Below are 21,559 nucleotides of genomic sequence, written 5' to 3'. Positions count from 1 at the left end.
GGTCGTCGCGGGACGACCGGCCGGCCCGGCATCGGTGGCCGCCGGGCCGGCCGGCGCGGATCTCGGCTCGGATCAGTCCTCTTCAGCGTCTTCCGCGTTGCGGAACGGGATGGTGACCGTGACGCCGACGCTCGGCTTCCGGTTCTCCTCGTCACCCTCAAGCGGGTCGTTGTGGATGATGTCCTTCTGCATGGGCGGTTCTCCTCTCGGTGTGTTCGGCGGTACCTGTCCCGGCCGCCGCCGCGGTACGGACGCGGCCGGAATCCCCCCTCCGGTCGGCGGGGGGCGTCTTGGGGTCGCGCAGCTCGCGGTCGAGGAAGACCACGGCGCGGCGCAGTACGGCGACGTGGTCACCGCCCTCGTAACCGTCGTGCCCGCTGTCGAGCCACATCGACTCGTGGCGCGCTCCGGCGGCGCGGAGGGCGGCGAGGTAGCCGCGTACCTGACCGGGCGGGCACTTGGCGTCCCGGGTGGCGGCGACCACCAGCAGCGGCGCCCGTACGCGCGAGGCGTACTGGATCGGCGAGCTGCGGGCGTACGCCTCGGGCACCTCGTCGGGTGTGCCCCCGTACAGGCGCTCGTCCAGGGTGCGCAGCGCGGAGGTGGTGGTGCGGTAGGCGGCGACGCCGTCGGCGACGGGCTTGACGGCGACGCCCGCCTGCCACAGTCCCGGGTGGGTGCCGAGGGCCAGCAGGGCGAGATAGCCGCCCCACGAGGTGCCCCAGAGTCCGACGGCGTCGGGGCGCGCCAGACCACGCGCGATCAGATCGGCGCGGACCGCGACCAGGTCCTCGACCTGGGTGAGCCCCACGCCCGCGCCGAAGGCCCGGCGCCAGCGGGGTCCGTAGCCGGTGGAGCCGCGGTAGTTGACGCGCGCGACGGCGAAGCCCGAGGCCACGAGCGAGTGCACCACGCCGTCGTAGGCGTCGCGGTCGTGGTCGGCGGGACCGCCGTGTACGAGGAAGACGAGGGGCGGCGGCGTGCCCCCGCCCTCGGGGACGCGGCCTTCGGGGAGGCCAGCGCCCTCGGGGAGGCTGAGCCATGTGTGCACGGGGCCGTCCGGGGTCGGCGTCCAGAGGTCGCGGTGGTCGCCCGGTACGCGCCCCGGCACGGTGCCGAGGGCCGGCAGCGCGGTACCGGCGGTGGAGTGCATACGCGGCGGATGGGCCGTGTCCGTCCACAGGAAGTGCACGTCGCCGCCGGCGCGCGGCGCCGCGTCCAGCAGGCTGCCGGGCGGCGTCGGCACGCGCGTGAGGGTGCCGGTGTCCAGCCCGGCCCGGTGCAGGGTGCTGCGGCCGTGGCGGTCCTCCCGGATCAGGACGGTACGGCCCGCGCCCTGGCACTCGTCCCGGGCCGCGCCCTCGCCCTCGCCCTCGGGATACCAGCGGGCGGTGATCTCACTGTCGAACGCGCACCACGGGTACGTACGGATCCCGGTCTCCGGGCGCCAACTGGCCAGCAGATAGCGGTCGTCGTCCTCGCGTACCAGCAGCAGTTCGTCGCGTCGCGGCGTCGGCGCGAAGCCGAGCGACCAGAGTCTGCCGTGTTCCCCGGAGCCGGAGAGCACGGCGCGCGGTGTGCCGTCCGCGGCCAGGACGGTCACGGCGTGCGCGGAACCGGCGGGGCCGCTGATCGCCAGCAGACCGGCCGTGGCGTTGATCCCGGAGAGCGTGGCGTGCCGGTCGACGCGCGTCACCTCGCGTGCGGAACCGCCGCGCCGGCCCAGCTGGACGGTGGTCGTACGCCCGTCCCCCAGCCCGATGGCGACCGTCCCGTCGTCACTCACCGCCAGACCGCGCGGGGTCCCCCGGGGCACGCCGGTCAGCCCGGGGAGGTCGGGTCCGCCGCGGAAGGGCTGGAACCGCCAACTGCCCTCGCCGTGCGCGTCCTCGTCGAACCACCACACGTTCGCGTCCCGGTCGATCGTCCCGTGCAGGGTGCCCCGCGGCCGATCGGTGACCTGGCGGGCGCGGCCGGTCGCGGCGTCCCACGCGAACACCTCGCACCGGCCGTCCGCGTCGGCGGTGAAGGCCATGAGCGCGGGATCGGCGGCGCAGACCTCGGGCAGGGCGGCGAGGTAGACCTGATAGCGGGAGCCGGTCACGCGCCTCGCCCCCTTGTCGGCGCGTCTGTCGCCGGTTCGTCTGTCGCCGTTATGCCCTGCGTCAGTACGCGTTTGGCGCCGAAGGTCGTGTGGAGCGCGAGGAGAGCCAGCACCCCGGCGCACACGAGTGCGGGTACGGCGGCCCCCGCGTGCGCCGTCAGCAGCCCCGCCACCGCGGGCGCCATGGCGGCGGCGCCACCGGCGGCGGTGGCGAGCACGGAGCCGGCGCGGGCCTGGAGTCCGGGCGGTGTCCCGTGGATGGCGCGGGCCTGGAGGATCACGGTGGCGAGCGGCATGATCAGGCAGAACCCGCCGAACAGCGCTCCGTACGTCCACGGTTCCCCGGCCGTCGCGAGCGCCGCGGCGAGCGGGATCATGAGCCATGACACGGCCACGACCGCCCGTGCTGGGCTGAGCCTGCGGACGAGCCGGGGCGCGGCGAGCGAACCGGCGAGTCCGGCGGCGCCCGACAGTGCCAGGACCAGACCCATGGGCGTGCCGCCGTGGCCGCTTTCCTGCAAGGTGAAGACGGCGTCGTAGTACAGCGCGGCCAGTACGCCGTTGACGGCGGTGGTCCACACAAGTACCAGCCGGAGCAGGGGTGTTGACCGGACCAGCCGGAATCCCGCGCCCGCCTCGGCGGCCAGCGCCGACCAGGTGCCGCGTACGGAGCGCGCCCCGCCCCGCGCCTCGCCCCCGGTCCCCTCCAACGCGCCGTCGGCCCCTTCCGTCCCGTCCGTCCCGTCCGTCCGGTCGGCCATGTCCGCCCGCAGGTTCGAGCGCATGGCCCGGACGCACACGGCCGTGACGGCGTACGAGACGGCGTCCAGCACGAAGGGCAGCGCGCGGGAAGCCTGGTACAACATGCCGCCCAGAGCGGGTCCGGCGACCAGTGCGCCCCGGTCACCCGCCTCCAGCCCGGCCACGACGCGCGGCAGGTTCTCGGGGGTGGAGATCAGGGCCACCGTGCCCCGGGCCGCCGCCTCGTAGCAGGCGGTGGCGGTACGTTCCACGAGCACGGCGGCGAGCAGATGGACCAGCGACGGCCGTCCTTCCGCGACGGCCAGGGCCACGGCCACGGAGCCCATCGCGAGCGCCGAGACCACCGCCGACCAGAACATCACCCGCTTACGCGCGCCCCGGTCGGCCGGTACGGCGACGAGCGGGCCGAGTACCAGCCCGGTCGCCGTGGACACCCCCGCGACCAGCCCCACCACCGCGGGCGAATAGCCGAGCCCGAGAAGCAGCAGCGGCAGGACGACGCCGGACGCCTGGCTGCCGAGGGAGTCAGCGGCGTTCGCACACCAGAAGAGCCGGATGTCGCGGCTGGTGTGCTCGGTGCCCTTGGCTCGGTCGCCGACCTCGCCGACCTCGCTGTCCTCGCTGTCCTCGATCTGGACCGGAGATACGGCCTGGACGCGCGAGGCCCCCGTTTCGGGAACAGACGATCCCATGCGCAGCCCTCCCGGTTTCCGCCGTCGTCAGACTCGAAGTCACATGCGAAGTAGCGCTGTACTCGCCAAAGATGCGCAGAAAACGTGTAGGAACTGAAACGCTCGGGAGCTTAACCAGGCCTTGATGTGAAGAACAAGGACGCCCGAACGAGGGCTGGTTCGATTTCGCACAGGCACCACGGGGGTGCGCCGGGGCCTCCGTACAGCAGCATCGGAACGGTCGGTTCTTACCGCGTGTCGCGCCCGCGATCACCGCGTCCCGGGCGGCGGATACGGGTGGCGACGGTGCGGCGCCCAGGGTTTCCGCTTCGCTTTGGCATTCGCGGCGCCGGAGGAATCGTCCCGGCGGATGGAGAACCGTACAGATCGTCGACAACTCGTCCGGACATAAGCCGGAATTCGCCGCTCCGCGCCGGGTACCGCGTCTGAACAGCGTGGGGAACGAGGCAGGACTGCCTCGCCAGGACCGGATCACACGGCGCGGTACGACGCGCGGTCCTGCCCGTCGGACACCGCCGCGCACCGCCGTCACACCGGTCACCGACGGCGTACGGAGCCTTCCCGGTGGTGAAGGCGGCCACCTCCGTCAACGCGCCGCACGACGCGTACGCGCCCGGACGGCAGGGCGCCCGGCGGACGCGCGCCGGCCCGCGCGGTATCCGGAATCCCACTCCCCGGATCGCGCCCGGTCCGCCATACCCGCCACACTTATTGGCCGGAAACAAACGCGACGCCCTGGGCGGTGCGGGGATCGGCGGATCCGGGGGTCCGGGGGTCCGGGGCGTCCGGGTGTCCGGGTGTCCGGGTGTCCGGGTGTCCGGGGCGACGAAGTCGTGAACCAGCGCCGCCCGGCACAGCGCGGAACACATCAGCGGCCCGATGCGGAGGAAAAATGAGTAGCGAATCCATGGCCACGGGCGACGTGATTGAGGCATTCGGCCTGGAGGGCGTCGTGCTCTTCCCGTACGCGCAAGCGGAATCGTCACCGCTGTCTGCTCGGGCGTCGTCCTTTCTGAGTCGCGTCGGGGTCCCGAACGACTACTTCTTCATCTCCAGGGGCGGCCCGGAGGAAGAGGAGGAGTCCGTGTACGTCGGCTCGTGGGCCGCCGACGAGGATTTCGGTTTCGACGTGCCGGAGGAATGCGGGTCCTGGTTGATCGTGGGGCACTTCCCCTGCGCGGCCACGGCGCTGAATCCCGCCGATGACCACATCTACGCCTTCTCCTACGACGGTGACGGCAAGCCCGTTCTGATCCACCGTGACCTCGACTCGCTCGTTCGATCCCTCATCACACTCAAGTACTTCTGTGCGGAGCGGGAGGAGAATGAGGACCTGGCGCCGGAGGAACTGCGCGCCAGGATCGAGTCCTTCGACCGACTTCCCTTCTCCGACGAGGCATCGGAGTGGAACCGCGTGTACGCGGAGATCGTGGACGGAATCTTCTGACCTCTCCCCATCCGTCCAGACAGGACAGCGGGGATCGAACAATCGAGAACAGGGGCCGAAAGCGTGACGGCGACACTCAATCTCTGGCGGCAGCGGCTCGGGCGGGTGCCGGAGCCGGTGTGGCGGCGAACCGAGCTGCACGTGCTGATCCTCGCGGACAACGGACTGACGGAGATCTCGGGCGAGGTCGGAGGGCTACGGCAGCTGCGCACTCTGGACCTGGGCCACAACGAACTCGTCGCGATGCCTGACGAGTTGGGTGATCTGACCTCGCTCACCGACTGCCTCTATCTTCACGACAATCGGCTGACGGAGCTTCCCCGGTCACTGGGGCGGCTTACCGCACTGCGCTACCTCAACATCGGCGAGAACCGCCTCACCGGTCTCCCGGAGACCATCGGCGACATGGCCGCTCTGGTGGAAATGCGCGCCCAGCACAACCGGCTGACCGCGCTGCCCGGCTCCGTCGGACGGCTCCGGCGGCTGCGCGAGCTGTGGCTGCGCGGCAATGCCCTTGAGCGACTGCCCGAATCGTTCGCGGCTCTGACCGAACTGCGCCATCTCGACCTCCGGGAGAACGCCCTCTCCGAAGTCCCGGAGTCACTGGCCGGTCTGCCCCTGCTCCGTCAGCTGGACCTACGGGCCAACCACATCGACGGACTCCCGGACTGGCTTGCCCGACTGCCGTCGCTGGAGAAGCTGGATCTGCGCTGGAACGACATCGAGCCCCGGCCTCGCCTCCTCGACGCGCTGACGCGGCGCGGGTGCGTCGTCTTGAGGTGAGCGACGGCGTCTTGAGATGAGCGCCGTGGCTGCCACCGTCACCGGAGGTCGCGGTGTCCTGTGGCGTCGTGCTCCACGGCGATGGACGCGAACTCGTGGATCAGCGGGACGCGTCGGCCGCTCGCCCACGCCAGGCAGACCTGGCTGGGAGCGATGTCGGAGATCTCGACATGGGTGACATCGGGGCGGGTGTAGTACGTAGCGGTCGACAGGGGCAGCACGACCACGCCACGTCCGGCCGCTACGTTCTCCAGCTTCTCCTCGACCGTCCGGACGGGCGGTGGCATCGCCCGACGCCCCTCGGAATCGGAAGGGGACGTGGTGGAGAGCTCCGTGGCGATGTCGCGCCACTCGGGTACGGCGTCGGGATCCTGCAACAGGTGCTCGCGCGCGAGGTCGTTGACGCTCAGGACGCCCTTGTCCGCGTAGGGGTGGTCCGATGGGAGCACCGCCACCCGTGGCTCCGTCAGCAGGTTCCGCGTCCGCAGTCCGCGCCGGTCCAGCGGCATCCGTACGTAGCCGACGTCGACCCGGCCGTCGTGGATCACCTCGGTCTGATCGTCCCAGCTGGTTCTGACCACCTCGATCGAGAGGTCCGGATGGCGGCGGGAGAGTTCCCGTACCGCGCCCGTGACGATCAGTCCGGGCATGAACCCGATCGCGAACGTCTCCGTACCCCTGGCCGCGCGGGCCAGTCGGCGGCGCGTGGCCTCCGCCGCCGCCAGCAGCGGCACGGCGTCGGCCAGCAGCTGCCGGCCGGCCGGGGTCAGCTCGGTGGCGCGCTTGTCGCGCACCAGGAGCTGGACCTTCAGTTCGCTCTCCAGCGCCTTGATCTGCCGGGAGAGGACCGGCTGCGCGATGTGCAGCCGCTCGGCGGCCCGCCCGAAGTGCAGCTCTTCGGCCACAGCGACGAAGTACCGCAGCTTACGGAGGTCGAGATCGAGGGTCACGGGCTGCTCCTTCCGCGTCGTCGGCCACTCCCCACACCGAGCGTATCCAGCGGCGCGCGGCGGTGCTCAGGGCCTTCCGTGCTCAGGGCCTTCCGTGCTCAGGGCCCTCGCCGCCCCGGGACGGCCTGTGCTCCGGGCGGCCGTCCTGGTCAGCGGGCGGCGGCCAGCTCCGTCAGCGGGTCCAGCCGTACGGGGTTCCAGCCCAGCTCCCGGCGTGCTCGGGCGCCCGTGAACTGCTGGTCCAGTGCGAATGCCTCGGCGATCGGCCCCATCTCCTTCGTCGCCTCGTCAATGGTCAGCTGCCGGATCGCGCCCGGACGCCCCATGGCCCGGCTGAGTGCCTCGGCGACCTGGAACGCGGTGGGGTTCTGGTCGCTGACGCCCGCGTAGGCGGATCCGGCGGGGGCCGCCAGCGCCAGTACGTACAGCTCGGCAAGGTCCTCGACATGTACCAGGGACCAATGGTTGGACCCGTCCCCCACGCACGGGACAGCGCCCGCCGCCCGCCCGGGAGCCGCGTAGAACGTCTCGATCAGCCCGGCCGAGCGGCCGTACACCAGGCCCGGCATCACCACCACGGGCCGCTCCCCCGTGGCGGCCCGCGCGAGGACGCGCTTCTCGTTCTCCAAGCGCCACGCCGTCAGCCTCGGCGGGTTCAGCGGCGCGTCCTCGTCCACGACCCCGGCGGTGTCGCCGTAGACCCACACCCCACCGGTGTGCACGTACGGGCGGGCCCCCGCGCCGTCCTGCATCGCCTCGGCGGCGGCGCGGTCGACCTCGGCGCTGTCCTCACCGGCGTCCTGGCCCAGGTGCAGAACACCGTCGGCGGCGCGCGCCGCGTCGCGGAGCACGGCCACGTCGGTCAGCTCGCCACGGACCGCGCTCGCGCCCAGAGTGGTCACGACCCGGTCGGAGGCATCGCTGCGGACCAGCGCCGTGACCTCGTCACCCCGCCGGACCAGCGCCTCGATGGTCGCCCGCCCGACGTAGCCGGATCCTCCTGTCACGAAGACCTTCATGATCGTTACCTTCCTCGCCGGTGAGCTTCCTCGGTGGTGAACTCGGTACTACCGACTCTGCTCGCGACGAGGACCGGCGGTCCAACACCTGATCCGCCGCCTGTCATACCTGGCGGGTATGAGGCCAGGTCAGAGGCGTGCCGACAGGATCGGCCGATCAGGTGATCCGCTGATCCCGCGTGATCCGCTGATATCGCGATCGCTCGGGGTCCGGATGCCCGGCGCGGTCACGCGGTCACGCGGGCGCGGGGGCGCGGGGGCGCGGGGGCGGTTCGTAGAGTTCGCCGAAGTACCGCTGTACCGCTGTCCCTGTACCGCCGTATCTGTACCGCTGACTCCGACGTACCGGGCGGCTCAGTCCGCGCAGTGCGTGTCCCGCGCCGGTCGCCGCCCCGAGGTGAGGAATTCGGTGACCGTACGGTCGCCGCAGGCGTTGCCGTTGGCCAGATAGGCGCTGTGTCCGCCGTGGCCGACCGTCACGAGCCTGGCGCGGTCGCCGAGGGCCTCGCGCATCTTCAGGGCGCCGGAGTACGGGGTGGCCGGGTCGCGGAGGTTCTGGATCATCAGGATGTTGGACGGGCCCTTGGGGGTGATGCGGGTGGGCTCCTCCGTCGGCGCGTCCTTCCAGAAGGAGCAGGCGAAGGCGTTCGCCGGCATCCCGGCCGTGAGCGGGTGCCGGACGCGGTCGGCGGCCACGGCGCGCTCATACGCGGGAACAGAACCCGGCCAGCGCACGTCGTTGCAGATGACGCCGACCGTCACCGCCGCGTCCTCGTTCCGCAGCGGCTGCGCGAGGTCTGCGGGCAGGACCGGCTTCCCCGCCGGGTCCATGGCCGCCCGGATGAGCCGCGCCAGCTGCGGAAAGGAGGCGTCGCTGTAGAGGGCGTTCTGGAGCGCCTGCCGCAGCCGGTTGCCGGTCAGCGGGATGCCGGCCGTGGTCGACTCCTTCGGTTCGCGGTCCAGCTTCGCCGCGAGCGCGAGGAACAACGGCCTTACGTCCTCGGCCCGTTCCGCCAGTCGAAGTCCCTCGCCCCCGTCCTCCCCTTCGTCCTCGCGAGCCGGATCCGCCGCCCAGGCCGCGAAGTCGGGGAACCGGTCGTCCGCACCTGTCGCCATGTTCGCGACCCAGCCCCGCGCGACCCGGGCCGGATCCGGGTCGCCGCTGCTGTCCAGTACCCAACGGTCCGTGTGCTGCGGGTACTTCTGCGCGTACACGGCCCCGGCGTACGTCCCGTACGAGAGGCCCCAGGCGGACAGCTTCTCCTCGCCCAGCGCCCGCCGGAAGCGGTCGATGTCGCGCACCTCGTTCGCCGTGGTGAAGCTGCGCAGCACGGCGCCGCCGTTACGGGCGCAGGCATCGGCGATACGGCGGGACCGGACGACGTTCTCGGTGATCTCGCCGTCCGGCCCCGGCCAGGAGCGGAGGTTCACCAGCTCCCGGTCCGCCGCGTCGAGGCCGCAGCTCGCCGTCGTACTGCCGCCCACGCCGCGCGGGTCGAAGCTGACGATGTCGTACGCGCCGGCCATCTCCTTCCGCAGCGCGTCCCCCTTCTGCGTCAGCTGCCGCACCCCTGACCCGCCGGGCCCGCCGGGGATGAACAGCAGCGTCCCGCGCCGCGCCTCGGGCCGCTCGCTGCGGAGGCGGGACACGGCGAGGGTGAGCTGAGGGCCCCGCGGGTCGCGGTAGTCGAGCGGTACGGGCAGCTCGGCGCACTCCTGCCCGACAGGGGCGGGGGCGGGCTGGGCGGTCGGGGCGGGTTGGGCGGTCCGGGCCTGCTCGGCGCAGGGCCGCCAGTTGAGAGCGGGTACGGCGGTGGACGTTTGAGCGTGGACCTCCGGGGTGACGACGGCGGTCAGGGTCGTGGCGACGCCTGCGGCCGAGAGGGCGAGGACGAGGGCTCTGCGGTGGTAAGTCGTCATGCCGCAAGGGTTGTTGAGCCGGGGCCCGGTGCCAATGCGGCAGGCGGGACAACGCGACTGGGGGTAGCCCCCGCCCCGGACGGTACGACCACGACCACGTCCGCACCCGCATCCGCACCCGCACCCGCGTCGGCATCCGCGTCCGCGTCCCGGTGCGAGTCAGCCGCCGGGTGTCGCCGGTCGGCCCGGGCGGGCGGCTGTGGCTACCGGGCTGCCGGGCTGCCGGGCTGCCGGAAGTGCGCTGCGGTGGTGTCCTGGAAGAGGAGAGGGCATCCTCTGGCCGCCGTCTCCGGGCTTCGGGCTCCGGACTCCGGGCTTGCGGCTTCCCCATGCCGTCCGTTCGACCTGTTTATTCCTGTTCACTCCTGTTCGTTCCCGCTCACTCCTGAAAGGTGGGGCTCCATGTCCACCGAAACCAGGTCCACAGAACGCTCGGCCAAGCCCCTGAACGGTCGTGTCGCGGTCATCACCGGTGCCTCCAGCGGCATCGGCGAGGCCTCCGCCGAGCATCTGGCCTCCCTGGGCGCCACCGTCGCGGTTCTGGCACGCCGTGCCGACCGCCTGGACGAGCTGGTCGCCCGGATCGACAAGGACGGCGGCACGGCGCTGGCGATCGCCGCCGACGTGACCGACTCCGCCGCGGTCCAGGCTGCCGCCGACCGGATCGACGCCGAGCTGGGCGGCGCGGACCTGCTGTTCAACAACGCCGGCGTCATGCTTCCTGCGCCGATCGAGGAACTGCGCACCGATCAGTGGCAGCAGCAGATCGACCTCAACATCACCGGTCTGATGAACGTCATCGGCGCGTTCGTCCCCCAGCTGGTGAAGACCGCCGGCGAACGCGGTGTGGCCGACCTGATCAACACCGCCTCCATCGCGGCGCAGAACATCTTCCCCAACTTCGCCGTCTACTCGGGCACCAAGGCGTACGTCACCCATCTGTCCCGGCACCTGCGGGTCGAACTCGGCCCGAAGAACGTCCGGGTCGCCGCGATCGAGCCCGGCATCGTCGGCACCGAACTACAGGACCACGTCACTGACGACGGCGCCCTGGACTGGCTGGCGGGCTCGAAGGAGACCATGGAGTGGCTGACCCCGCACGACATCGCGCGGACCATCGGTTTCATCGCGACGCTCCCGCCCCGGGTCAACCTCCAGCAGGTCACCATCATGCCCACCGGCCAGGGCAGCTGACCCGCGCGGACCGGGCCGGGCGCCGCACCGGACGCTTCAGGCGATGGCGCTCACCAGCGCACCGGGAGCGTACGCAGTCCCCGCAGCAGGCTCGGGCGCCACTCGGGGGCGGCCGACGCGTCGTCGAGTGCGAGCTCCGGGAAACGCTCCAGCAGCGCGGGCAGCGCGATGGAGGCTTCGAGCCTGGCGAGCGGTGCGCCGAGACAGTGGTGGATGCCGTGGCTGAAGGCGAGCTGGGCACGGTTCGCGGCGGGGTCACGGCGGATGTCGAAGCGCTCGGGGTCCGCGAAGCGCGCCGGATCGCGGTTGGCGGCGGCGAGGGAGAGCACGACGCGCTCGCCCCGCGGTATCGGCGTACCCGCCAGCGTGACGGGCTCGGCGGTGTAGCGGTACGCCGCGATCTGCGCCGGCGGCTCGTAGCGCAGCGTCTCCTCGATCGCACCCGCCAGCAGCCCGGGATCGGCACGCAGCGCGGTGAGCTGGTCCGGGTGCCTGAGCAGCAGATGGACGGCGCTGGAGATGAGATTGACGGTCGTCTCGTGCCCGGCGACGAGCAGCAGGAACGCCATGCCGAGGAGTTCGTCGGGCGCGAGATGGTCGCCGTCCTCGCCGTCGGAGTCATGGGCCCGGACGAGGGCGTGCAGAAGGTCGGCGTTCTCCCCGGGGGCGAGACTGCGCTTCTCCTCGATGAGCCCGGTGAGATATTCGGTCATCGCGGCAGCACCGGCCATGGCGGCCTCGGCGTCGGTGACGGCGACGATCGCGCTCGACCAGCGGTGAAAGGCCTCGCGGTCGGCGGCAGGGACGCCGAGGAGTTCACAGATGACGGTGATCGGCAGCGGAAAGGCGTACGCGTCGACCAGATCGGCCCCGCCGGCCGGGGCCATGACGTCGAGGAGGCCGGCGGAGATGCGCTGAACGCGCGGCTCCAGCTCCGCGATGCGCCGGGCGGTGAACTGCCGTGAGACGAGCGCGCGGAGCCGTGTGTGATCGGGCGGGTCGACCTGAAGCATGTTGCGGCCGATCGCGTAGCCGCCGTCGCTGTCGAACTCGGCGGAATGCCGGATGTCGTTGCGCAACCGCGAGTCGCCGAGCCCGGCACGGACGGCGTCGTACCCGAGCACCAGCCAGACCCCTTCACCTCCGGGCATGCGTACGCGACGGACAGGGCCTTCGGCGCGGAGTGCCTGATAGGCGGGATAGGGGTCGGCGAAGAAGTCGGGGGCGGCGGAGGCGAGTTCGGTGAGGTGGTCTGCGCGCATGGTGACTCCCTGAACCAAGCGGGGACCATTCCCCGCTTTCTCGTTCCGAGCGTACCAAGAACCGGGGACAGCTCCACGGTTCGGGCCGCCATCGCGACTTCCCGGAGCGGACGGGTGGCGTGACCGCCCCGGGCGACCGCATCCGTACTTGCTGGACCCGGCATATGCGGGCCGACGAGACGCAGGTCACGTTCGTCCGTGTCACACCGTGCCGGGCCGCTCCGTCAGATCGGTGTAGGCATCGACAACGACGGAGGAGTTCACCATGAGTGCCCGTGTGAACATGTTCGACAGCCCGATCGCAGGCAAGGTCTGGAAGCACATCATCTCGGCGGGCAGGGCGCTCGCCGACTCGTCGCTGCCCGCCGCGACGCAGGAACTGGTGAAGATCCGCGCGAGTCAGATCAACGGGTGCGGTGGCTGCCTCGACATGCACACCAAGGAAGCCGCCGCCGCCGGTGAGACCTCGGTGCGCCTCAACCTGGTCGCGGCGTGGCGGGACGCCACGGTGTTCACCGAGGCCGAGCGCGCGGCGCTGGAGCTGACGGAGCAGGGCACCCGTCTCGCCGATGCGGCCGGTGGCGTCACGGACGAGGCCTGGGCGTATGCCGCCAAGCACTACGACGAGGAGCAGCTCGCCGCCCTGGTGTCCCTCATCGCCGTCATCAACGCCTTCAACCGAGGGAACGTCATCACCCAGCAGCCCGCCGGCGACTACGAGCCCGGCCGGCTCGGATAGCTCGGTTGGCTCGGACAGCTCGGACAGCTCGGTCAGCTCGGACAGCGAGGAGTCCCCGGCCCGCGAGCCGGAGGCTGTCCCGCGTCGGCCGGGGCCCTCTTCGCGGGCCCCGGCCGGGTGCTGGTGAAACCCAATTCCCGGGCCGCTACTCCCACTCCACCGTGAGCGTCGCCCCCGCCCCCGACGTGAGGAAGACATACGCCGTGGCGGCGGGCGCGGTAGCGAGGCGCAGGCGGGCCTGGGTGATGCCGGTCGGGTTGACCGTGGTGAAGGCGGTGGACGACTTCGCTCCCGCGGTGAAGGCGCCGATCTCCGCCGCCCCGGCGGTCGAGGCGGGGGCCGACCAGTCATCGGCGGCCGTCGCGCAGGTCGCGCCGAAGCAGCCGGTTCTGATGTCGACGACCAGACGGTTGCCCGCCGCCCACGGGTCACCGGCGCCGCTCGCGCGCGTCACCGTCACGAACGCCCGCTTGACGCGCGCGCCGTCCGGGAGGGACGAGGTGTCGAACGAGAACAGGGCCCGGTTGTGGAGCCCGTCCGCGCCCCGGCCGACCGCGACCCCGAGGCTTCCTTCGAGCGCGCCGACAGCCGGGCCGGCGCCGGTGGCCGATGCCTTCACGTAGCCGTCGTCGGCGGCCAGGCTCGGCAGTACGACGGTGCCCGCACCGGGTTCGGGGCCGGGGCCGGGGGATCCGTCGCCCGCCAGGTCCCAGAACAGGCCGATCCGGTACGAGGCGCACAGCCCGACGTCGAGGATGTACGCGCCCGCCGTGCCGCACTGCTCGGGGCCGGTGCCCGGGTCGACCGGCTGGCCGTGGCCCATGCCGGTCAGCGAGTACGTCTCCACCACATCTCGTCCGGCGCCGTCGCGGTACACAGCGTGTGGATAACCGGCCACGGTGTCGGTGACGTCGGGAGTCGCGTCCGTACCGTGGACGGCGGTCCACTGCTCCACCGTCTCCGTCAGATTGGCCGGGACGACCGTCGTGTCCGTCGTCCCCTGCCAGACCGAGACCGTGGGCCGGGGTCCGGCGTAACCGGGGTACGCGGCACGGACCTTGTCGGCCCAGGCCGACGGCGACAGGTTCGTCCCCGGGTTCATGCAGCCGTACGCGGCGATCACGCTCGTCGCGCACGCGTACGGCAGTCCGGCCACCGGTGCTCCGGCGGCGAACACATCCGGGTAGGCGGCGAGCATGACGTTGGTCATCGCGGCCCCGGCGGACAGCCCCGTCGCGTACACCCGGGCGGTGTCGCTGCCCAGATCGCTCTTCATCCGGTCGGTCATCTGCTTGACCGACAGCGCCTCGCCCGCGCCGCGCGCGATGTCACCGGATTCGAACCAGTTGAAGCAGGAGTTGAGGTTGTTGGCCGACTGCTGCTGGGGCAGCAGCAGCGCGAAGCCCCACTGGTCCGCCCACTTCGTCCAGCCGGTCTCCGAGTCGTACGCCGCCGCCGACTGCGTGCAGCCGTGCATCGCCACGACGAGGGGCCGGCCGGCGGGCAGGCCGTCCGGGACATAGCGGAACATCCGCAGATTGCCGGGGTTCGTACCGAATCCGGTCACTTCGGTGAGCGTCGCGGCGCGCGCCTCGGGGACGAACCCGGGGCCGCCCGCGCCGAGCAGGGCGACCAGCAGGGCGAGCAGCATTCCCGCCGTGGTCAGCCGTCGCGCCGGGCTTCGTTTCGCCTTACCTCGTAGGGCGATTCGCTTCGTCCAGGTGCTGTCCCGCATCGCGGCTCCCCTCGTATCCGTCTCCCTTGACGGTGTACGGACACTAGGGGCGCGCTCCGGCCGCGCAGCACGGCCCGGACCGCCATCAATCCCGTGGAGACGTGGGCTCCGGCCACATGGACAACGTCTGAGCGGACCCCGCCGTCGCCCGTCCCGCCCCCGGCTCCGAACGCCCCGCCCCGAGCTCCGGACGCTCCCTGATCCCGAATTCGCGCCGCAGAGCCGAACGAGCCGCGAGATAGCCGGACATGCCGTGGACACTGGGCCCCGGCGGAGTCGACGCCGAGCAGAGATAGACCCCCGGCAGCGGGGTCCGGTAGGGGTCGAGCCTCGGAGTCGGGCGCAGCAGCGACTGCTTGAGGGTCATCGCCCCGCCGCCGATGTCCCCGCCCACGTAGTTCGGGTTGTACGCCTCGTACGCGGCGGCCGGGATCCCGCGCTGGGCGACGATGGTGTCGGTGAACCCCGGCGCGTACCGCTCGATGCGCGCGCGCACCATCTCCAGTGGATCGGTGTCGTCGCCGTTCGGTACATGCGCGTACGCCCATACCGGCCGCTTGCCGGGCCTGGCGCGTCCCGGGTCGGTGGCCGCCGGGTCGACCAGCAGGACGAAGGGTTCGGACGTGGCGACGCCCCTGGCCGTCAGGGTCTCCTGGCGGAACATCTCCGCCTGGGTGCCCGCGAGATGGACCGTTCCGGCCCTGCCGACCTCCGGGTTGGCCCACGGGATCGGTTCCGACACCAGGAAGTCGGCCTTCGCCGCCCCCGGCCCGTAGCGGAACGCGTCGAGGCGGCGCCGGTAGCGCGCGGGCAGCCGGTCGCCGGCGATCGCGGTGAACCCCTTGGGGCTGGTGTCCAGGAACACCGCCTTCACATCGCCGAGTTCCCGCAGATCTCCGATGGGGCGGCCGGTGTGGAACGTACCGCCGTGCGCGGTGATGTCGGCGGCCAGCGCCTCGGCGATACGGGCGCTCCCGCCGCGCGGCAGCGGCCAGCCGGTGCCGTGCGCGAGATGGCCGAGCAGCAGGGCGACCCCGGCCGAGGCGAGGGTGGGCAGTCTGCCGATGGAGTGCGCGGCGACACCCGCGAGCAGGGACTTCGCCCGCTCACCGGCGAACCGCCCCGCCGCGAGCCGGGTTCCGTGCGCCAGTGCCCTGCTGGGGAGGAGCAGCGGGGCCAGCGGATCACGCGGCAGCCCGCGCCCGCCGGAGAGGATGAGATCGACGATGCCCTCGCTGTGGTCGAGCAGCGGCGCCATGAGCCGGCGCCAGCGCCGTCCGTCGGGGCCCAGGTGCTCGCAGGTGGCGTCGAGATCGCGGTAGGCGAGCCCGGCGTCACCGGCGTCGAGGGGGTGCGCGTAGCTGATCTCGGGGTGGAGGAGTTCGACCCCGCGCGCGCCGAGGTCGAACTCGCGGAAGAAGCGCGAGGCCGCGGCCATCGGATGCACGGCGGAGCAGATGTCGTGGACGACGTCGCCGTCGAAAAGGGGCTCGGTACGCAGCCCTCCGCCGATGGTGTCCCTGGCCTCGTAGAGCTCGACGGTGAGACCGGCCCTCGCGAGCGTGACGGCGGCGGCCAGCCCGTTGGGCCCGGTCCCGACGACGGCGGCGTCCGCGGTCATACGGCGACCTCCAGGTCTCCTGTCACGCCGCGACCTCCTGGTGCCTGGCGAGCCGCTGATACAGATCGTCCGTCGTCGTCAGTTCCGTATGCGTGCCGGTCGCCCGGACACCGCCCCGGTCGAGCACGATGATCTGGTCCGCCTGCGTGATGGTCGAGATCCGGTGGGCGATCGCGATCACCGCACACGTTCCGGAGATGGCGGTGATGGTGTCACGCAGCGCGTCCTCCGCCTCGCTGTCCAGGTTGGCGGTGGCCTCGTCGAGCAGCACGATGTGCGGTCGTTGCAGCAGCGTACGCGCGATCGCCAGGCGCTGCTTCTGTCCGCCGGACAATCCGGCGCCGCGCTCGCCGAGTTCGGTCTCCAGGCCCTCGGGCAGAGCCCTGACCACCTCGCCCAGATGGGCCATGCGCAGCGCGTCCGCGATGTCCGTCTCGCTCGCGCCGGGCGTGGCGTAGGTGAGGTTTTCCCGGATGGTGCCCCGCATCAGGCTGTGGTCCTGCTCGACATAGCCGATCCGGCCGCGTATCTGCTCCAGCGGCATGGTCGCCGTATCCGTACCGCCCATCCTGACCGTGCCGGAGTCGGGCCCGTAGAAGCGTTCGATCAGCTGGAAGACGGTGGTCTTGCCCGCGCCCGAGGGGCCGACGATCGCGGTGAGGCCCTTGTCCGGGACGGTGAAGGACACCTTGTCGAGGACGGGCTCCTCGCTGCCGGGGTACGTGAACGAGACGCGGTCGAAGGCGATCGCGTGGCCCCGGGTGGCGACCGGAGCGGCGTCCGGGTCCCGTTCCTCCTGCTCGATGCCGGCCAGTTCGCCGATCCGGTCCAGGGCCGCGCGGCCCTGCTGGAACTGGGCGATCGACATGAACAGCATCACCAGCGGCGACACCAGATAGAAGAGATACATGATGAACGAGGTCAGGTCCGCGGGCGGCATCGCGCCGGTCGCCACCCGGGCCATCCCCCAGGCGATGACGGCCGTCAGGGCGACCTGCGTACCGACGTTCATGGCGGGTGTGAGCATCGCGGACAGCGCCGAGACCCGGACCCCGGAGCGGCGCGCCTGCCGCGCGAAGCCGGTGATGCGCTCGGTCTCGCGGTCCTCGGCGCGCGACGCCTTGACGGTGCTCATCGCGCCGAGCACCCGCATCAGCGCGGAGCCGAAGTCGCTGGTGTCCTCGCGGTTGATGACCGCCACCTTCCGCACCCGCCGGGCCAGCAGCAGCGACACGACGCTGGCGAGCCCGAGGCACAGCAGGGTCACGGCGAGGAGCAGCGGATCGATCCAGACCATCAGGGCGATGCCGCCCAGGACCATGAATCCGCTGGTGACGATCTGCGCGAGGGCCTGCGCCAGGCAGATGCGCGCCAGCGAGGTGTCGGTGACCATACGGGTGAAGACGTCGCCCTGTTCCCAGCGCGCGAACGCGGCGGTACGGGAGCGCAGCAGCCGCGCGGTCAGCACATGGCGGATGTCGAAGACGATGTTCTCGCCCGCCCGTCCGATCGCGTAGGCGTGGGCGGCGGCGAGTGCCGCGTCCGTCACGAACAGCGCCGCCGCCAGCAGGATCGGTACGGTCAGTGAGCGGTCGCCGCCCACGGCCTTGATCATCTCGCCGATGGCCAGCGGCTGCGCCAGCGTGGCGGCGGATCCCAGGAGTCCCAGGAGGGTGCCCGCCAGCAGGAGCACGCGGTGCCCGCGGGCTATCCCCCAGACGTTCACGCCGCGGCCTTGACGTAGACCGAGACGAACATCGGCGACTGCTCGCTGTAGGGCACCTCGTCCCAGCTCGCGAACCGCTGCTCGGGCTCAAGACCGGCGTCGCGCGCGTACGCGTCGACCTCGTCCGGGGTGGTGAGGCGGGATGCCTCGGAGCCGACGCGGGTGGTCCCGTCCGATTCGTACCAGATGTGGGAGCAGAGCCAGAGCGAGCCCTCGGGCAGCAGTGTGGAGTGGGTCTGGAGTCCGGTGCCCGGTTCTGGATATGGCGTGAAATAGGTGTCGCGGCCGCGCCCGTCGTGGAGCGCGAGAATGGCGGGCTTGTTGTGGGTCTCGATGACGAGCCGGCCGCCGGGCCGCAGCAGCTCCGCCGCCCGCTGTACGGCCAGTCGCTGGTCCTCGGGGGTGAGCAGCATGGAGAGCGTTCCGCAGACGCAGTACACGAGGCCGTACCGCTCGTCGGAGGTGTACGTACGGATGTCTCCGTGGACCGGCTCGACCTCGGCGGCGCCGGGCTCGGCGCGCAGGGTGGCCAGCATCTCCTCGGAGGAGTCCACCCCGGTCACCCGGCCGACATGCCCGGACAGCGGTACGGCGATACGGCCGGTGCCGACGCCGAACTCCAGGGTGCCGGTGGAGTGATCGGGGTGGAGGGTGGCTATCTTCTTGGCGACCCCGGCCGCGGCGCCGTCCTTCGGGAACAGCCGGTCGTACCAGCCGTCGAACTGGCGGCCGTACCCGATGTCAGCTATCGCGTTCACTGGTGACTCCTCTTCCTGTTCCTGTGCAGTTCCAGGCCGGCGGCGAGGACGAGAGCCGTGCCGATCCCGACGGCGAACGGATAGTTGATGACGTCGCCGATCGCCAGGAACACCAGCACGGCGATGGCGGCGAGGGCGCAGAGAATGACCGGGGTCTTGTTCATCAGGAACTCCTCAGGTACTGCTGGTGCCGCCCCTCGTGGGGGAGGGGCGGCAGTCGATGGCGGCCGGGCCCTGTCAGGCCCTACCTCTTGAGAACGCCGATCGCGATGGCCGCGGCGATCGCGGCGCCGATCGCAACGATGACGTACGCACCAACACTCATGCCTTGACCGCTTTCTTGACGTGTGATTTCACTGGCGTGTCCGTGTGGGGGTCCAACGGGGTGTACGGCGACACGAACACGACCTCGGGGTCGTGGCTCGCGTCGTAGCCGGTGGCACGGGCCAGCGCGAACTGGAATCCCGTGATCAGCCGGGCGTCCTCCTGCTCCTGGATCGTGGCCCGCAGATACTCGGTGAGCGTCCGGTAGGCGGAGGTCCGCACGATGACGGGGAACCCCTTGTCGATCACATGCAGGATCTCACTGCAGATGTCGAAGATCGCCTTTTCCGGCCGCCGCGTGGGGAACCAGACGATCTGCCGCATCTTGCGGCCGGCGATGACGTCGACGCCCTTCCAGGCGGAGGTCTCCCCGTCCGTGCCGCGCGTGCGGTAGAGGAAGTGGTAGTCGTGCATGGCCGGAGTCGGCGCGAAGAACCGCCAGTTGGGCAGCAACGAGAAGGTGTCCTTCAGCTGGAGCCGGTTGAACAGCTGGTTCGGGTGCTGGGTCGCGACCGTACTGACCAGCATCACGGCCCCGGCGATGCGCCAGCCGGCGCCGGGCCCGGTGAACAGGCTCTTGCCGATCTCCCGCGGTGATGTGCTCACGTGGCCGCCCCCTCGTGCTCGTCCGTGGTCGCGTCGCTCCGCGGTCCGGCGTCGCAGAACGCGACGATGCGCTCGGTCACCTGGTGGGCGAAGCGGCTCTGCGTCAGCACCGTGTCGTGGTCGGCGCCCTCGATCACCACGACCTCCGTCCGCCGGCCGTCGCCGCGGTGCGCCTCGGCCAGCTCGTTGTGCATCAGCAGCTGGTCGGGGTCCCGGTCGACGGTCTGCTGCGCGGAGACCACCAGCGCGTGCGTGTCCAGCGGCTCAAGCTCGCCCTCGAAGGCACGGAAGTCCGCCTCCACCGCCGCCCATTCGCGGCGCCCGGCGTTCCACATCCGTACGTCCGTGTATTGCGCGAACGCCTTCTTGCGGTACGCCTCGGGCAGCGCGTCCACCCAGATGGGACGGGACATCAGGATGCCGGTGCCGGCGCGCAGGAACCACACCATCTGGGTGAGGGATTCACTCAGCCGCTTCGCGGTGTCGCTCTGCTGCTTGGAGCGGTTCAGCTCGTCGGGGTGGGAGGAGTCGAGATAGACGATGCCGTGCACCCGGTCCCCGAGCTGGAGGGCGGCGCGGCGGGCGAGTTCACCGCCGAGCGAGTGGCCGACGAGTATGACCCGGCGCTCCGGCGAGACGGTCCCCACGAGGTCGGCCAGGTCATCGACGGACTCGGCGAGGGTGTAGGGCGCGCCGGACTCGCGGCGGCTGCCGGCGTATCCGGCACGGGCGTACGTCACGACGCCGTAGCCGGTCTCCTTGGCCAGCTTCTCCGTCACCCAGGAGAAGTGCTCGGAGGTGGCGACCATCCCGGCGGCGAACACCATCACGGGCTTGTCGGCGTCGCCCTGCGACATGACCTCGTACTGGAGCTCGTTACCGCTGCGGGTGGTGAGGGTCCGGGTGGTGTGCCAGCCCTCCAGCGTACGGAGGCGACGCTGTACGGCGACCACACCGCCCACCGCGGCGGCGCAGGCCAGCAGGCTCGCGGCCGTCAGCGGTGCGCGGTTGTCCCGGCCCTCGACGGCGGGGTGGCCGCGGTGGGTCGCGGTGTACGCCACCATCGGGTGCATGGCCACGAAGGAGGACACGAACCGCCCCAGGCCCATGAGGAACCCGTTGGTGACATGGAACGCGGCGGCGCTGGTGATCACCGGGCGGGCCGGCCGGCCACCGGCGAGATAGACGAGGGGGAACAGGCACTCCAGCGCCAGCACGCTGTGCGTGAGATAGCGCGAGAGCCGCGGATTGTCCTGTGTCCACCGGAACATCGGCTCGTGGCCGTAGGTCCTGGTCCGCATGATCCCGCCGAGCGCGGACGCGTCCCGCCAGGGCTCGCCGAGCAGCTTCACCCAGCCGGACACCGCGTACGACAGGCTGGACTGGAGCGCGACGTACCAGATCAGGGCGTCCTTGGCCTCCGGCGACCGCACCAGCCGGGCCGCGCCGGTGGCGGTCTGCACGAGGATGGCCACCTGGTCGGACCCGTCGGTGCCATAGCGGTGGCGCGGGTAGAGGAGCGCGGAGGTCGTACCGAGGAAGAGGCTTCCGGCGCCGCGCCAGCGCGAGGAGCCGGGAAGCAGCATGCCCGCGCTGACGGCGGCGCGGGCTACATGGAGGGCGGTCGTCGTCCGGCGTCCGCTGACGGCGTGCAGCGCCTTGCGTACGAGGGGCGTCGAGGCGGCCTGGACATCCTTGACGATGTCCCAGTCGTTGAGCCCGCCCTTGTGCAATTCCTTGCGCTGGGAGAGGTATTCGATCGACGAGGTCAGTGTGGTGACCGCGGCCAGCCGTTCCGACAGGGCCACCGCCCCGTCCCGGGACACCGGCACAGGACCGAAGACTGCCGAAGCGATCCTTCGTGCGAATCTCACAGGGTTCCTTTCAAAACCGCCCTGGGGACGGCTCCCGTAGAGT

17 protein-coding genes are annotated in these 21,559 nt (G+C 71.5%); 4 read left to right on the top strand and 13 right to left on the bottom strand.

The annotated features are described in order from the left end of the window. Nucleotides 1-157 precede the first annotated feature (157 nt). Together ACFRMN_RS10375 and ACFRMN_RS10370 are read right to left on the bottom strand one after the other, a co-directional pair. Nucleotides 158-2,104 carry an alpha/beta hydrolase family protein gene (locus ACFRMN_RS10375; protein ID WP_383016277.1) on the bottom strand — a complete coding sequence of 649 codons (1,947 nt, stop codon included), beginning with the start codon at nucleotides 2,102-2,104 and terminating at the stop codon, nucleotides 158-160. Next, nucleotides 2,101-3,558: an MFS transporter gene (locus ACFRMN_RS10370; RefSeq protein ID WP_383016274.1), complete on the bottom strand. Its 1,458-nt coding sequence runs from the start codon at nucleotides 3,556-3,558 to the stop codon at nucleotides 2,101-2,103. The genes ACFRMN_RS10375 and ACFRMN_RS10370 overlap by 4 nt, the downstream gene beginning before the upstream one ends. An 892-nt stretch (nucleotides 3,559-4,450) precedes the next feature. On the opposite strand from ACFRMN_RS10370, the gene ACFRMN_RS10365 reads away from it, so the two are divergent. Together ACFRMN_RS10365 and ACFRMN_RS10360 are read left to right on the top strand one after the other, a co-directional pair. Beyond that, nucleotides 4,451-5,005: an SUKH-4 family immunity protein gene (locus ACFRMN_RS10365; RefSeq protein WP_383016271.1), complete on the top strand. Its 555-nt coding sequence runs from the start codon at nucleotides 4,451-4,453 to the stop codon at nucleotides 5,003-5,005. A gap of 63 nt (nucleotides 5,006-5,068) precedes the next feature. Then, on the top strand, nucleotides 5,069-5,788 hold the full coding sequence (locus ACFRMN_RS10360; protein ID WP_383016268.1) for a leucine-rich repeat domain-containing protein: 720 nt from the start codon (nucleotides 5,069-5,071) through the stop codon (nucleotides 5,786-5,788). Between the two features lie 38 nt (nucleotides 5,789-5,826). On the opposite strand, the gene ACFRMN_RS10355 is transcribed toward ACFRMN_RS10360, so the two are convergent. The 3 genes from ACFRMN_RS10355 to ACFRMN_RS10345 form a co-directional block, all read right to left on the bottom strand. After that, nucleotides 5,827-6,738 (bottom strand): LysR family transcriptional regulator, encoded by a 912-nt coding sequence (locus ACFRMN_RS10355; RefSeq protein WP_383016265.1) that lies wholly within the window; start codon nucleotides 6,736-6,738, stop codon nucleotides 5,827-5,829. Nucleotides 6,739-6,887: 149 nt separating this feature from the next. After that, on the bottom strand, nucleotides 6,888-7,757 hold the full coding sequence (locus ACFRMN_RS10350; protein ID WP_383016262.1) for an NAD-dependent epimerase/dehydratase family protein: 870 nt from the start codon (nucleotides 7,755-7,757) through the stop codon (nucleotides 6,888-6,890). 354 nt (nucleotides 7,758-8,111) lie between these two features. Continuing rightward, nucleotides 8,112-9,677, bottom strand: coding sequence for an alpha/beta hydrolase (locus ACFRMN_RS10345; protein WP_383016259.1), 1,566 nt, complete (start codon nucleotides 9,675-9,677; stop codon nucleotides 8,112-8,114). A gap of 402 nt (nucleotides 9,678-10,079) precedes the next feature. Here ACFRMN_RS10345 and ACFRMN_RS10340 point away from each other — a divergent pair, with 402 nt between their 5' ends. After that, nucleotides 10,080-10,871 (top strand): SDR family oxidoreductase, encoded by a 792-nt coding sequence (locus ACFRMN_RS10340; protein WP_383016256.1) that lies wholly within the window; start codon nucleotides 10,080-10,082, stop codon nucleotides 10,869-10,871. 50 nt (nucleotides 10,872-10,921) lie between these two features. Here the strand turns inward: ACFRMN_RS10340 and ACFRMN_RS10335 are convergent, their stop codons facing one another. Further along, nucleotides 10,922-12,133 carry a cytochrome P450 gene (locus tag ACFRMN_RS10335; RefSeq protein WP_383016253.1) on the bottom strand — a complete coding sequence of 404 codons (1,212 nt, stop codon included), beginning with the start codon at nucleotides 12,131-12,133 and terminating at the stop codon, nucleotides 10,922-10,924. Nucleotides 12,134-12,398: 265 nt separating this feature from the next. Here ACFRMN_RS10335 and ACFRMN_RS10330 point away from each other — a divergent pair, with 265 nt between their 5' ends. After that, nucleotides 12,399-12,872: a carboxymuconolactone decarboxylase family protein gene (locus tag ACFRMN_RS10330; RefSeq protein ID WP_383016250.1), complete on the top strand. Its 474-nt coding sequence runs from the start codon at nucleotides 12,399-12,401 to the stop codon at nucleotides 12,870-12,872. 145 nt (nucleotides 12,873-13,017) lie between these two features. Here the strand turns inward: ACFRMN_RS10330 and ACFRMN_RS10325 are convergent, their stop codons facing one another. The 7 genes from ACFRMN_RS10325 to ACFRMN_RS10295 form a co-directional block, all read right to left on the bottom strand. Beyond that, nucleotides 13,018-14,607 carry an alpha/beta hydrolase family esterase gene (locus ACFRMN_RS10325; RefSeq protein WP_383016248.1) on the bottom strand — a complete coding sequence of 530 codons (1,590 nt, stop codon included), beginning with the start codon at nucleotides 14,605-14,607 and terminating at the stop codon, nucleotides 13,018-13,020. 85 nt (nucleotides 14,608-14,692) lie between these two features. Next, the gene (locus ACFRMN_RS10320; protein WP_383016246.1) at nucleotides 14,693-16,228 is read right to left on the bottom strand and encodes a phytoene desaturase family protein; all 1,536 of its coding nucleotides are present in this window, start codon (nucleotides 16,226-16,228) and stop codon (nucleotides 14,693-14,695) included. Between the two features lie 22 nt (nucleotides 16,229-16,250). Beyond that, the gene (locus ACFRMN_RS10315; protein ID WP_383016243.1) at nucleotides 16,251-17,954 is read right to left on the bottom strand and encodes an ABC transporter ATP-binding protein; all 1,704 of its coding nucleotides are present in this window, start codon (nucleotides 17,952-17,954) and stop codon (nucleotides 16,251-16,253) included. Further along, nucleotides 17,951-18,712 carry a class I SAM-dependent methyltransferase gene (locus ACFRMN_RS10310; RefSeq protein WP_383016240.1) on the bottom strand — a complete coding sequence of 254 codons (762 nt, stop codon included), beginning with the start codon at nucleotides 18,710-18,712 and terminating at the stop codon, nucleotides 17,951-17,953. The genes ACFRMN_RS10315 and ACFRMN_RS10310 overlap by 4 nt, the downstream gene beginning before the upstream one ends. After that, the gene (locus tag ACFRMN_RS10305) at nucleotides 18,709-18,876 is read right to left on the bottom strand and encodes a hypothetical protein (protein WP_383016237.1); all 168 of its coding nucleotides are present in this window, start codon (nucleotides 18,874-18,876) and stop codon (nucleotides 18,709-18,711) included. Before ACFRMN_RS10305 ends, ACFRMN_RS10310 begins: the two co-directional genes overlap by 4 nt. 157 nt (nucleotides 18,877-19,033) lie before the next feature. Further along, on the bottom strand, nucleotides 19,034-19,642 hold the full coding sequence (locus ACFRMN_RS10300) for a hypothetical protein (RefSeq protein ID WP_383016234.1): 609 nt from the start codon (nucleotides 19,640-19,642) through the stop codon (nucleotides 19,034-19,036). Further along, nucleotides 19,639-21,516 carry an alpha/beta fold hydrolase gene (locus ACFRMN_RS10295; protein ID WP_383016231.1) on the bottom strand — a complete coding sequence of 626 codons (1,878 nt, stop codon included), beginning with the start codon at nucleotides 21,514-21,516 and terminating at the stop codon, nucleotides 19,639-19,641. Before ACFRMN_RS10295 ends, ACFRMN_RS10300 begins: the two co-directional genes overlap by 4 nt. Nucleotides 21,517-21,559: the final 43 nt, after the last annotated feature.

It is taken from the genome of Streptomyces sp. NPDC056835, assembly GCF_042789485.1.
Taxonomy (GTDB): domain Bacteria; phylum Actinomycetota; class Actinomycetes; order Streptomycetales; family Streptomycetaceae; genus Streptomyces.
Note: the sequence above shows the minus strand (reverse complement) of the source record. Positions and strands in the feature narration are given on the sequence as shown.